Genomic DNA, 12,807 nt, shown 5'->3' on the forward strand with positions numbered 1-12,807 from the left:
CTGCCGGCTCAGGGACGCACGAGCCAGACGGGCTGGTAGGTCGAGAGCCAGATCGCGCCGTCCTCGGTGAGGTTGGGCGGGTAGCCGTTGAGGGCGTCCACCGCCGAGTCCGCCGACAGCCCGAGCTCGCGCACCCACCAGGCCGGGACCTCCCGGGGCTGCTCGGTCACGTTGTAGAGCTCCAGCAGCGGGCCGACCGGGTGGCGGCGCAGCACCGCGAAGACGCCGGGGTCCGTGGTCGCGACGAGCTCCGCGGGCACGCTGGCGTGCAGGTGCGGCAGCCCGGCCCGCACCCTCGCGAGGTGCCGCAGACCGGCATACACGCGCCCCTCCGCCGAGGCTGCGTCGGCCCGGGCTGTGAGCACCCGTTGCCAGTCCAGCCGCGGGCGGTGGGCCCACCGGTTGTCGTCGGCGTGCTCGGGCACCGCCGCCCAGGCGTCGTCGTTGAGCTGGGCGACCTCGTCGCCGGACCAGAGGACCGGGACCCCGCCGTAGCCGTAGACGATCGTGTAGCCCAGCAGCAGCCGGGCGACCGCGGAGTCGACCGCGCTCGGGTCGTCCCCGGCGAGCGCCGTGCCGAGCCCGACCAGGCTCGCCGCGCTGCCGGAGATCCTCCGGTCCCCCGTGGCGGGGTTGTGCTGGAAGACCAGGCCCTGCGCGGGCGAGCCGGGGAACTCGCCCGAGTAGTAGTCGGACAGGAAGCCGCGGTGCGCCGCACCGTCGGCCTGCACGGCCCGGGCGTCGGCGTCGTCGATGGCCCACCCGATGTCGTCGTGGCAGCGCAGGTAGGTGATCCAGGCGGTGGTCGTCGGCACCTGGGGGAAGCGGCCGAGCGCGTGCGTGGCCAGGCGGGCGTCCCGGGTCGCGAGCATCGACCAGATCTGGACCATGAGGCTGTTGTGGTAGGCGAGGTCGGAGACCCGCCCGTGGTGGCGCCCTTGCCCCAGGTAGTGCACGACCTCGTTCGGGCCGACGATCGCCTCGGCCTTGAAGATCAGGGACGGGGCGGCGATGCGCGCCACCGCCCGCAGCGCCTGGGTGAGCTGGTGGACCTCGGGCTCGTTCTGGCAGATCGTGCCCATCCGCTTCCAGATGAACGCGATCGCGTCCAGCCGCAGCACCTCGACCCCCTGGTTGGCCAGGAAGAGCACGACGTCGGCCATCTCGCAGAAGACGTCGGGGTTGTCCCACGCCAGGTCCCACTGGTAGCCGTTGAACGTCGTCCAGACCCAGCCCTCCAGCTCCTCGTCCCAGGTGAAGCTGCCTGGCGCGAAGTCGGGGAAGACCTCCGGCAGCGTGCGCTCGTACTCGTCGGGGACGGTGCGGTCGGGGTAGACGTGGAAGTAGGCGCGGTAGCGCTCGTCACCGGCCCGTGCCGCGCGCGCCCACGCGTGCTCGCGGGCCACGTGGTTGAGCACGAGGTCCAGGCACAGGCTGATGCCCTCCCCGCGCAGGGTGCGCGTGAGCGCGCGCAGGTCCTCCATCGTGCCGAGGTCGGCGCGCACCTGCCGGTAGTCGGCGACGGCGTACCCGCCGTCGTTGGGTGCGGGGCGGGGCTGCAGGAGCGGCATGAGGTGCAGGTAGCGGACGCCCAGGTCGCGCAGGTGCCCCACCCGCTCGGCGACCCCGGCCAGCCCCGTGCCCTGGGGCGCCAGCCGCTCGGCGTAGGCCGCGTAGCCGACGACCTCAGGACGCTGGAACCAGTCCGGCTCCAGGGAGCGCCGCTCGTCGAGCAGGTGCAGCTCGTCGTCACGGTCGCGGTATGCCGTGGCCGCCAGCTCCAGCAGGCGTCCGGCCACCGCGGCGGGGTCGGGGTAGGGGGCCAGGCCGGAGACGAGGTCGTCCCACCACCGGGCCACCCGCAGGACGAAGGTGGTGCGTCGGTGCCCGGGCACCTCGGCCAGCACGGCGTCGAGCCGCTCGCGCACGGACGGCGCGAGCGGCTCGGGCCACTGCGGGGCGGGGCTCACCCCTTGACGGCGCCGGACGTCATACCGCGCACCAGGAGGTTCTGGAGCGTGAAGAAGACCAGCATCGGCAGCACCATGGAGATGAACGCCCCGGCCGTCAGCAGCTCCGCGCCCTGGCCCTGGGTGCCCAGCAGCTGCTGGAGCTTGACGATCACCGTCGTGTTCTCGTTGGACAGGAACAGCTTGGCGATGAGCAGGTCGTTCCACACCCACAGGAACTGCAGGGTGGCGAAGGCCGCCATCGCCGGCATGGCCATCGGGGCGATGAGCTTCCAGAAGATCTGGAAGTTGGAGCAGCCGTCGATGCGCGCCGACTCGACCACGCTGAACGGCAGCGAGGCCATGTAGTTGCGCAGCACGTAGATGCACAGCGGCATGCCGAACCCGGTGTGGAGGACCCAGACCGCGAGGTACTGCCCGGCGATGTCCAGGCCACGGGGGCCGAAGATGTCGAGCAGCGGCGCGAAGGCCACCTGGATCGGGACCACCATCACCGCCACGATCGAGATGAACAGGACGTCCTTGCCCCGGAAGTCCATGAACGTAAAGGCGTAGGCCGCGAACGCGGCGAACATGATCGGGATGATGGTGGCCGGGACGGCCACCAGGACCCCGTTGATGAACGCGTTGCCCATGTCGGCCTGCTCGAAGACCCGGGAGTAGTTCTCCGTCGTCCACCCGCCGGCCCACAGCGCCTCCCACCAGCCGGAGGTGGCCGCCGCGTCGCGGGTGCGCAGGCTGGTGACGAGCAGGCCGATGGTCGGGACCGTCCACAGCAGCGCGAGCAGGAACATCACGACCATGGAGACCGGGCTGCGCTTGCGCCCGTCCTTCATCCGGCCGCTGCCACGGATCTTCTCGGCGGTCACCCTGGTGTCGCGGTCGTTCGCCGTCGTCGTGCTCATCGCATGGCCTCCTGCTCACGGAACTGCTTGACCTGGTAGATCAGGACCGGGATCACCGCGATCAGCAGGATCACGACCAGAGCGCTGGCCAGCCCGGCCTGCCCGCGGGCGAAGAGCTGGTTGAAGAACTGGTTGGCGATGACGTCGGTGTTGGCCCGTCCGTTCGTCAGGACGTAGACGATGTCGAACACCTTCATGACCAGGATCAGCACGGTGATGAAGACGGTGATGATCGTGCCCTTGATCTGCGGGATGACGACCTTCCAGAAGATCTGCCACTCGGTCGCCCCGTCGATACGGGCCGCCTCGATGGTGTCCTCAGGGACGCCCTTGATGGCCGCGGACAGCAGCACCATGGCCAGACCGGTCTGAAGCCAGACGAGGATGACCATGAGCAGCAGGCTGTTGAGACGCCCGGTGTCGATCGAGAGCCAGTTCTGCGGCTGGCCACCAAAGGCGGTCAGGATCGCGTTGAGCATGCCCGTCTGGGGACGTCCTGGTGCCTGGTAGGCGTAGACCTGGGTCAGCCAGATGGCCGACGCGGCGACGAAGCTGATCGCCATCGGCAGGAAGATGAAGCTCTTGGCCCACTTCTCACCGCCGGCGGAGAGCTTGTCCGCCAGGACCGCCACGACGACGCCGATGGCGACCGTCAGCGCCGGCACGATCGCGATCCACAGCAGGTTGTTGATCACTGCGGACCAGAACGCACCGCTGCCGAAGAGGTCGACGTAGTTCTGCAGTCCTACGTAGGCCGTGCTGTCGGCGTTGGCGAAGCTGTAGTGGATGGTCTGCAGCGTGGGGTAGAGCAGCATCAGCCCGATGAGGGAGAAGCCCGGCAGCAGAAAGGCGTAGGGGATCAACCCGTGCTCCAGCCGCCGTGGCAGCGCCTCGACCGCGACGTTGATGAAGTAGAACAGCACCGCGGCGCCGCCGACCCCGACCACCAGGCCGAGGGCCCCCATGAGGATCTTGCTGTTGAAGAACCACTCGGGGTAGTAGGCGAAGGCCAGGAACAGGTTGAGCATCGCCCAGAGGGTGAACGCCACCCCCACGACGCCGATGAGCAGCTTGACCGGCTGCAGCCCCTGGTCGTCGGGCACCGTGGCCTCGGGCGGCGCGTCGTCGGCGCGGGGGTCGGCCTCGACGACGGTCGTGTCGTCGCTCAGCGGCGGTTGCGAGTGGGAGGAGGTCATCGCCCCGACCCTGTCTCGGTCGCCGCGTCGCCGGTGTCGGGCCAGCTGTTCTCGATGTCGTCGGCGACCTCCTGCGCCGTGGCCTCGCCGCTCTGGAAGGCGACCATCCCCTTCCAGAAGGAGTCGGAGCCGACCTCCTTGGGCATGACGTCGGAGGCGTCGAAACGGAAGACGTCGGCGTTGTAGGCCATCTCGGCGATCTGCCGGGTCGTCTCGTCGACGTAGAGACTGGCGTCGAAGGTGGTGTGCGGGCTGAGCCAGCCGCCGCCCTCCGCCCACGGGCCGCCGAACTCGGGGGAGGTGAGGAACTCCATCACCTCGATCGTGTCGGTGTCGTACGTGAAGGCCGCCGCGAGGTCGCCGCCACCCAGGATGGGCTGCCCGTCGTAGCCGTCCTCGGCGGGTGGGAAGACATAGATCCCCACCTCCTCGTCGAGGTTGGCCTGCACGTCCTCGGGGAAGAACCCGGTGGCGAAGTTGCCCTGACGCATCAGGTAGCAGTCGGGGTCCTCCTGGAAGGCCGGGGTCATCGCCTCGCCGAAGGGGGTCGACAGGATGCCGGTGGCCCCGCCGAGGACGTTGCCCTCCTCGTTGGCGAGCTCGCCGTAGGCCTCGATCGCCTGCACGACGCGCTCGTCGTTGAAGGGGATGCGGTGCGCGACCCAGTCGTCGTAGACGTCCGGACCGTGCAGCCGGAGCATGTACTCCTCGACCCAGTCGGTCCCGACCCACCCGGTGGCCTGCGCGGACTCCCAGCCGATGCACCACGGCGCCGCGTCGGTGTCCGACTTGATCTGCTCGGCGACCTCGTCAAGCTCGGCGAGCGATGCCGGCTCGGTGTTCCAGCCGCCCTCCTCGTAGGCCTTCTTGGGGTACCAGACGATCGACTTCACGGCCATGCGCATCGGGGCCGCGTAGACCCGGCCGCGGTAGTTGGCCGAGTCGAGGAAGCCGTTGACCAGGCTGGCGTTGAGCGCGTCGTAGTCGAGGAACTGGTCGATCGGCACGATGTTGCCCGCCTGCGCCATCTGCATGACACCACCGGGCTGGGGGAACAGGCCGATGTCCGGCGGGTCGCCGGCGTCGACACGGATGAGGATGTTGGTGGTGAAGTCCTGGTCGGAGACGTACTGGACGTCGATCCCGGACTCCGCCTCGAAGTCCGCCAGGGAGGCGTTGAACAGCTCCTCCTCGCTGCCGCCGAAGGCACCCATGATGGTGACGACGCCGTCACCCTCCTCCGGCTCGGTGTCGGCCCCGAACCCGCCGGCCCCGGCACCCGCGTCGGGGTTCTGCAGGCAGCCGGACAGGGTGAGAGCCACGGCGACCGACGTCGTCGTCACCAGGCCGCGCTTCAGTCGTGAACTCGCCACGTGAGGCTCCTTCCTCGCGGTGCCGGCGTCGCGACCGCTGGGATGGGTGCGCGCATCAGCCAGCACATCGGTCTCGACACTACCCACTCGCAGTGAGTTGCGTCACGTCACTGGATCACGATGTGGTCACGGTTGGCGGTCGGGCACCGGCTCGACCAGCACGAGGTGGGAGTGCTCCGGCAGCAGGGGCAGCATGGGCAGCCCGGCCTGGCCCAGCACCGAGCCCGGCAGGACCACACCCTCCCGGGCCCAGGGCACCCGGTCAGCCACCCCGCCGGACCAGGGGGCGCCCGGCTCGGGCACCGTGGCCCGGTAGCGACGAGCCGGGTCCAGGCCCGGCAGCCGCACCCGGTGCGGCCCGGTGGTCGCCGGACGGGCGACGGAGGCGACCGAGTACAGCGCCCGGTCACGGCCCGGCGCCACGACCCCGTGGACCTGGACGGCCGGGTCAGGGTGGTCGCCGGTGACGACCGTGCCGGAGTGCAGGAGGGCGCGATGTGCCTTGTGGAAGGCGACCCAGGCACCCAGCTCGGCCAGCTCCTCCGGGGTCGCGGCCGTGAGGTCGGCCTCGATACCCATGTGGCCCCAGAGCGCGGTCTCGGCGCGGAAGGAGAGGTCGTGGCGCCGCCCTGTCGTGTGCGAGCGCGTCGCCCCCACGTGCGTCCCGACCCAGCCGGGGGGCAGCAGCAGGAAGGTCCAGCGCTGGATGTCGCGACGCTCCAGCGGGTCGATGCAGTCCGAGGCCCAGACCCGCACGCAGCGCTCCATCACCCCGAGGTCGACCCGCCCCCCGCCTCCGGCGCACGACTCGATCTCCAGCCCGGGGCGGGCCCGGAGCAGCTCGTCCATGAGGCGGTAGGCGGCCAGCGTGTGGGCGCGCACGCCCGGCTCACCACCGGGTGCGTGCCCGGCGTCGTTGAGATACCGGTTGTGGTCCCACTTCAGGTAGGCGATGTCGTGGTCGCGCAGCAGGGCCACCAGCTGGTCGCGCACGTGCGCGTAGGCACCGGGGTGCGCCAGGTCGAGCACGTGCTGCTGACGTGACTCCAGCCCGCGCCGCCCACCGGCGCTGAACAGCCACTCGGGATGCGCCCTGGCCAGCTCGGACTCGGCGCTGACCATCTCCGGCTCCACCCACAGGCCGAACTCCATCCCCAGCCCCCGGACGTGCTCCACCAGCGGCCCCAGCCCGTCGGGCCACACCTGCGGCGAGACGGCCCAGTCGCCCAGCGAGGTCGTGTCGTCACGGCGCCCGCCGAACCACCCGTCGTCGAGCACGAACCGCTCCGCCCCGACGGCGGCCCCCGCGTCGGCGAGAGCGGTCAGTCGCTCCAGCGACTGGTCGAAGTAGACGGCCTCCCAGGTGTTGAGGGTCACCGGCCGGGGTCGTGCCGGGGCGTGCGGCCGCGAGCGCGACCAGGCGTGGAAGCGCGCCGTCACCTCGTCCAGCCCGACGCCGTAGGCGGCGTAGAGCCACGGGGTGGTGCACGACTCCCCGGCTCCCAGCTGCAGCTCGCCGTGCTCCAGCGCCTCGCCACCGCCCAGCAGGCGGGCACCGTTGTGGAGCCGCTCGGCGTAGACCTGCTGGTTGCCGCTCCAGCCGAGATGGACCGCCCACACCGCGCCGTGCCGGAAGCCGAAGCCCGGCTCACCGGCGCACAGGAGGTGGTAGGCGTCCAGACCGGTGCGGCCCGTGCGCACCTCCCGGCTGTGCACCCCCGCAGGGAACGGTTGACGCTGGGGGATGCGCTCGTAGGTGTGCCGACCGGTGAAGTCGAGCAGCTCGGTCGCCTGCTCGGGCACCGGCACCGTGTGCCGCACGGCCCCCACGACGTAGGGGTCGGCCCCGGTGTTGGTCACCGTCGAGCGCAGCCGCAGCAGGCCCTGCGCGTGCAGCTCGACCTCCAGCTGCACCTCGAGGTGTGCCGCCTCGTCCGTGGCGCGGACGACCACCCGCTGGGTGCCGTCCGCCGTGGTCTCGACCTCGGGCCTGGTCGTCGTGCGCAAGGCGGGGGACCAGTCACGTCCGCCGCGCGACCCCTCGAGGCCGGGACGCCCGGTCCAGGCCAGGGCGTGCTCGGGCAGCACGCTCACCGAGTCGGCGACGTCGAAAGGACTGTCACCGACGGGGACCCGCCCGGCGGTGGCGAGCGCGGCGAGGTCCTCCTCCTCCAGCGGCCCCAGGTCGGCACCCCAGTGCCGCACGACCGGGAGCCGGCGTCCAGGCATCTCGAGCACCAGCGACACGCCGCCGGCGCGAAGGTGCAGGTGCTGGACCGTCTCCGTCGTCACCGGCCCATCCCAGCGGGCCCGAGGGGGTGCTGTCCAGCGGTCGACCCGGCGCGGCCACCGACCGGCTCGGCCAGCGCGAACGGCACGTAGAGCCGCTGGCCGACCACCTGCACCAGGTAGCGGGAGCGGCCACGCCGCACGACACGCCCGGTGACGCCGTGGAACCGACCGGGCGCCGTGATCCGCAGCAGCGCACCGGGCGGCAGGACCCCCTGCCCGCGGTGCCCGACGGGCGGCGACCCCGGGCGCGCGGCGAGGCCGCGCAGCTGCTCCAGGGCCAGCGCGACCTCGCGCCCCAGCTCGTCGTGGCTGACCGCCCGCCCGTCGTGGGTCCACTGCAGGACGCGGTCGGGGTCGGGCACCGCGCGGCAGCGGGCGCACAGCAGCAGCCGCGCCGGCCGACGGTGGCGGTGGACGACGTGGCCGGCGACGCACCTGCCCTGCCACCGGCCCGCCACGACCGGCTCCTCGGCGGTGTAGCACCGCTCGCCGGTGGCGCCGATGGCGCGGGCGCGGGCACGCCATACCCGGTCGTGGCCGTGCCGGGGCCCGACGAGCGCGTGCGCGACCTCGTGCAGCACCGTCTCGCGCACCTCCGCCTCCTCCTGCGCGGCCGCCAGCGCCCGGCTGAGGGTGATGCGGCGGTCGCTGAAGTGGCAGGCCCCGGCGCGCACGCGGGCCCGGTCGAAGTCGAAGGTCCAGTCGTGCAGGCCGTGCTCGTCCATCAGCGCTCGCGCCGTCCGCGCAGCCAGTGCCAGGTCCACACCGACGATGGTAGGAGCACCGTGCGACAGTTCCCCGGCGTTATGGTCGGCGTGTGAACCTAGAGAAGGTCGTCTTCGGATTCTTCGTGCTCCTGGCGGCGACGCTGAACTTCGGCTACGTCATCGGCGAGATCGACAACCCCGCGCTGCACAACGTCTACGAGCTCTACGCGGCGGTCGCGGTCAACATCATCGCCACGATCCTGAAGTTCGGCGACCGCACCCAGATCGGCGCCGTGCACCTGGCGACAAGCCTGGTGGCCAGCATCCAGCTGATCATCGCCGCGCTGGTGTGGATCTGGGGCTCGCACGTCGACTCCGGCGGCCTGACGGGCCAGCACATGGCCAGCGTGGTCTCGATCGCGGCCGGCGCGCTGCTGGCCAACATCGTCTCGGTCATCCTGCTGGTGGTCGAGACCGTCTCCTTCCGGCGCCGCTGAGCGCCCCGGCGCCTCCCGACCATGGTCAACCTCCTGCAGCTGCTCCCCCGGGGCAAGCAGGCGCGCACCCGCCCTGACTCGTTGAGGCGCGTCCGGGTGGAGGTGCCCCGCGAGCCCCCCGCCACCGACGCGGTCTTCCTCGTGCTGCGTCGGATGCGGATGCCGCTGGTCGTGGTCGTCGGGGTCTTCGCGGTCATGACCTTCGGGCTGTCGGTCATGCCCGGCACCGAGGAGAACCCCGAGCCCCTCACCGTCTTCGACGCCTTCTACGTCATCAGCTACACCGGGCTGACAATCGGCTACGGCGAGGTCCCGCACGAGTTCTCCTACATGCAGCGGGTCTGGGTGACGCTGACGATCTACGCCAGCGTCATCGCCTGGTCCTACAGCATCGCCTCCCTGCTGGCCCTCGCCCAGGAGGTGACCTTCCGCCGCTCCATCCAGCTGCAGCGCTTCAGCCGCAAGGTCCGCGGGATGCGCGAGCCGTTCGTGCTGGTCGTGGGCTACGGCCAGGCCGGTGAGGCCGTCTGCCGCGCCCTCGACGACCAGGGACGGGCCTTCGTGGTCCTCGACAACGACCCCGAGCGGGTCCAGCGGCTCGCGCTCGACGGCTACAGCACCGACGTGCCGGGGTTCGCGGCCAGCGGTCGCGACCCGCGGATGCTCGGCCTCGCCGGGCTGGGCCACGACCAGTGCGAGGCGGTGCTCGCCCTGACGAGCAGCGACGAGACCAACCTGTCGGTGGTCATGAACGTCAACCTGCTGCGCCCCGAGCTCATGGTCATCGCCCGCTCCAGCGAGCGCGAACAGGCCCAGCAGATGCACGACTTCGCCGCGGACGTCGTCATCAACCCCTTCGACCGCTACGGCGCCTACCTCGTCATGGCGCTGCGCCGACCCGCCGGCTTCCGGCTCGCGTCGTGGCTGATGAGCCCGCGCGGCACCGAGCTGCCGCACAAGCTGGAGCACCTCACGGACGGCCACTGGGTCGTGTGCGCCGACGGCACCTTCGGCTTCGAGGTGACCCGTGACCTGGAGAGCGCGGGCCTGGACGTGGTGCTCGTCGACCCTGCCGACGGCCGCCCGGACGTCACCGACGCCGTCGGCTTCATCGCCGGCGCCGAGTCCGACATCGTCAACATGGCGATGGCGGCGCACGCCCGGATCGAGAACGACGACCTGTTCATCGCGATCCGGCAGAACTCCGCGGTCAACGCCGCCCCGCTGCGCGCCTTCGACGCCGACTCGGTCTTCGTGCCCACCGAGCTGCTGGCCCGCGAGGCGGTGGCCCGGATCACCTCGCCCAACTACTGGAGCTTCATCGACCACGTGCTGCACGAGGACGACGAGTGGGACGCCCAGGTCATGGACGAGATCGTCGCCGCGGTGGGCGACGAGGCGCCGGTGAGCATCCGGCTCGACCTCGACCAGACGCACGCACCGGCGGCCCTGCGGTGGATGCGCACCCGGGAGATGACGGTCGGCGACCTGCTGCGCGACCCGGACGACCGGGAGACCCTGCTCGCGGCATACCCGGCGGTGCTGGTGCGGGAGGGACGCCGCATCTTCACGCCCGAGCGTGAGATGGCCCTGGAGCCCGGGGACGTGCTCCTGCTGCTCGGGCGGGACCAGGACCTGCAGGTCGCGCAGGAGACGCTCTTCCACGACTCGATGGTGGAGTACGTGGTGACCGGTCAGGAGGTCGCCACCTCCTGGGTCGTCCGCCAGCTGCAGCAGTGGCGCGGGCGGCGCAGCGCCCGGCCGGCGCAGCGCGGCTGACCGGTCGCGGTCAGCGGTTGCGCAGGGTGACCAGGTGCCCCACGACCTGGGGCACCCAGCCCGTCTCGCGGCGCATCCAGCGCACGGCGACCAGGTTGGCCGGCACCACGACGAAGTCCCCCGCCACGACGGCCAGGTCGGTGCCGAAGACGTCGGTGGCCACCTCCCAGGCCAGGTCGGTGTGCCGGTGCAGGTGCTCCCCCACGGCCACGGCGTAGCGCGCCACGATCTCGTCGTGGTCGCTGCCGCCGCTGCTCACCCAGCGCGCGAGCGCGCGGTCCAGGCCGGCCCCGACGGACTCGAGGTCGTCGACGTCGACCCCCTCGGCCTCCAGGGCCGCCAGCAGGGAGTCGATGCGGGCACGCTCCTCCTCCCGCAGCCGGCGGGACTCCGGCTTGAGCGGCAGCTCCTCCGACGGGGTGTCACCGGTGTCCGGCAGCACGCGGACCCGAGGCTCGCGCGCCTCCTCGGCGTCGTCCTCGTCCTTGCGGCGGGCGGCGCCCTTGATGCGGTCGAAGAGGCCCATCTGCCCAGGGTATGGCGATCGCGCGCGGCGTGCCTGCCGGCGTCCGGACGTGCGTCGTCCCGCGGAGCCGCCGATCGGGGTCGGCGGCTCCGCGGGACGTCACGGGGCGGAGGGGGTCAGCCGATGGTCAGCGACTCGCCCTCGATGATGAGGTCGGCGTCCGCCAGGCCGTTGAGCTCGACCAGCGACTCCACGGTGGTGCCGTGCTCGCGGGCGAGCTCGGCGAGGGTGTCGCCACGCTCGATCGTCACGGTGCCGGTGGCGGCCGCGCCGTCGGCCGGGACCAGCATGACCTGGCCGGCGTAGATCAGCGCGCCGCCGTTGATCAGGTCGTTGATGCCGACGAGCTCCTGCACGGTGGAGCCGTAGCGCTGGGCGATGCTCGAGGTGGTCTCGCCACGCTCGATGAGGTGCTCGACCAGGTCGGCCGGGGCCTGCTCCTGCGGGGCGGCCGGCGCCTGCTGGGCCGGCGCCTGCTGGGCCGGCGCCTGCTGGGCCGGGGCCTGCTCCTGCACGGGAGCCTGCTGCGCCGGGGCCTGCTCCTGCACGGGAGCCTGCTCGGCGGGGGCCGGCGCGCTCTCCTGCGCCGGGGCGGGGGCCTCGGGGGCCGGGCCGCCGGCGGTCAGACCGGCGCGGACCGAGCACACGGGCCAGGCGCCCGGGCCCTGCACGGCGAGGGTCTTCTCGGCGATCGCGATCTGCTGCTCACGGGTGGCCAGGTCGGCGCGGGGCGCGTAGGCGGTGCCGCCGAAGCCCTCCCAGGTGCTCTGGGCGAACTGCAGGCCACCGTAGTAGCCGTTGCCGGTGTTGATGCTCCAGTTGCCGCCGGACTCGCACTGGGCGACGGCGTCCCAGGTGGCGCCGCTGGCGGCCTGGGCGGAGGAGGAGACGGAGACGCCCGCCAGGGTGGCCAGACCGGTGGCGGCGGCCACCGCGGACAGACGGCGCGGGCTGATGGCACGGTGCTTCATGAAAACGTGACCTCACGGACGGGGACGACAGGGACAGGGTTCGACAGGACGGGTCAGAGGGTGACTCCGGGTCTCACGTCGACCTGTCCACACTGCGGGTGGTCCACGGGGCCTGGCAAATCGAGACTTCCACAGAATTCCCAGAATACGTCGTGATCGTTTCGTGATAAGCCGCTGAACTGCTCTTCGAGCAGCCGTCCGTGATCTGCATCACATCTGGCGCTGCGGTCGCTGACCGCCCTCCCGCCGGGCTTGACGTGCGTCAAGGAACCGCGCCGCGGTTCTGCCTAGCGTGCAGACATCAGCCCCCCACGGGGATGTCCGAGGACCGAAAGGACCTGCCATGAGCACCACCGCCAGCACCACCACGACGACCGTCCTGCGCGCCGAGGGGTTCTCCTGCCCCTCCTGCGTCGCCAAGATCGAGAAGCAGGTCCGCCGGCTGGCCGGCGTGGTGTCCGTCAGGGTGCACTTTGCCTCCGCCCGCGTCGAGGTCGTGCACGACTCCTCCGTGGTGAGCGTCGAGGACCTCGTCGCGGCCGTCGCGAGGGCCGGCTACACCGCCCGGCCCGCCGCGTTCTGAGACTTGCC

General features: G+C 71.7%; 11 protein-coding genes. 3 read left to right on the forward strand and 8 right to left on the reverse strand.

Annotation, left to right across the window (positions count from 1 at the left end):
• Positions 1–8: 8 nt before the first annotated feature.
• The 6 genes from K330_RS19690 to K330_RS19695 all read right to left on the reverse strand — a co-directional run bounded on the left by K330_RS19690 (position 9) and on the right by K330_RS19695 (position 8,500).
• Positions 9–1,970, reverse strand: a complete 1,962-nt coding sequence (locus K330_RS19690; protein WP_022921108.1) for an alpha-amylase family protein — start codon at positions 1,968–1,970, stop codon at positions 9–11.
• Positions 1,967–2,875, reverse strand: coding sequence for a carbohydrate ABC transporter permease (locus K330_RS0106905; RefSeq protein WP_022921109.1), 909 nt, complete (start codon positions 2,873–2,875; stop codon positions 1,967–1,969). The genes K330_RS19690 and K330_RS0106905 overlap by 4 nt, the downstream gene beginning before the upstream one ends.
• Positions 2,872–4,071 (reverse strand): carbohydrate ABC transporter permease, encoded by a 1,200-nt coding sequence (locus K330_RS0106910; RefSeq protein WP_022921110.1) that lies wholly within the window; start codon positions 4,069–4,071, stop codon positions 2,872–2,874. Before K330_RS0106910 ends, K330_RS0106905 begins: the two co-directional genes overlap by 4 nt.
• Positions 4,068–5,444 (reverse strand): ABC transporter substrate-binding protein, encoded by a 1,377-nt coding sequence (locus tag K330_RS0106915; RefSeq protein ID WP_051145501.1) that lies wholly within the window; start codon positions 5,442–5,444, stop codon positions 4,068–4,070. Before K330_RS0106915 ends, K330_RS0106910 begins: the two co-directional genes overlap by 4 nt.
• 126 nt (positions 5,445–5,570) lie before the next feature.
• Positions 5,571–7,736, reverse strand: a complete 2,166-nt coding sequence (locus tag K330_RS0106920) for an alpha-galactosidase (RefSeq protein ID WP_022921112.1) — start codon at positions 7,734–7,736, stop codon at positions 5,571–5,573.
• Positions 7,733–8,500 (reverse strand): SprT-like domain-containing protein, encoded by a 768-nt coding sequence (locus K330_RS19695; protein ID WP_022921113.1) that lies wholly within the window; start codon positions 8,498–8,500, stop codon positions 7,733–7,735. The genes K330_RS0106920 and K330_RS19695 overlap by 4 nt, the downstream gene beginning before the upstream one ends.
• A gap of 53 nt (positions 8,501–8,553) precedes the next feature.
• Here K330_RS19695 and K330_RS0106930 point away from each other — a divergent pair, with 53 nt between their 5' ends.
• Positions 8,554–8,940, forward strand: coding sequence for a DUF6394 family protein (locus K330_RS0106930; RefSeq protein WP_022921114.1), 387 nt, complete (start codon positions 8,554–8,556; stop codon positions 8,938–8,940).
• 21 nt (positions 8,941–8,961) lie between these two features.
• A complete protein-coding gene (locus K330_RS24500; protein WP_022921115.1) occupies positions 8,962–10,719 on the forward strand; it encodes an NAD-binding protein in 1,758 nt (585 codons plus the stop codon).
• A gap of 10 nt (positions 10,720–10,729) precedes the next feature.
• Here the strand turns inward: K330_RS24500 and K330_RS19700 are convergent, their stop codons facing one another.
• A complete protein-coding gene (locus K330_RS19700; RefSeq protein ID WP_022921116.1) occupies positions 10,730–11,245 on the reverse strand; it encodes a cupin domain-containing protein in 516 nt (171 codons plus the stop codon).
• 116 nt (positions 11,246–11,361) lie between these two features.
• Positions 11,362–12,216 carry a LysM peptidoglycan-binding domain-containing protein gene (locus K330_RS24505; RefSeq protein ID WP_022921117.1) on the reverse strand — a complete coding sequence of 285 codons (855 nt, stop codon included), beginning with the start codon at positions 12,214–12,216 and terminating at the stop codon, positions 11,362–11,364.
• Positions 12,217–12,559: 343 nt separating this feature from the next.
• Here K330_RS24505 and K330_RS0106950 point away from each other — a divergent pair, with 343 nt between their 5' ends.
• Positions 12,560–12,799 carry a heavy-metal-associated domain-containing protein gene (locus K330_RS0106950; protein WP_022921118.1) on the forward strand — a complete coding sequence of 80 codons (240 nt, stop codon included), beginning with the start codon at positions 12,560–12,562 and terminating at the stop codon, positions 12,797–12,799.
• The last annotated feature ends 8 nt before the right edge of the window (positions 12,800–12,807 follow it).

The sequence above is a fragment of the Ornithinimicrobium pekingense DSM 21552 genome, assembly GCF_000421185.1.
Lineage (GTDB): Bacteria > Actinomycetota > Actinomycetes > Actinomycetales > Dermatophilaceae > Ornithinicoccus > Ornithinicoccus pekingensis.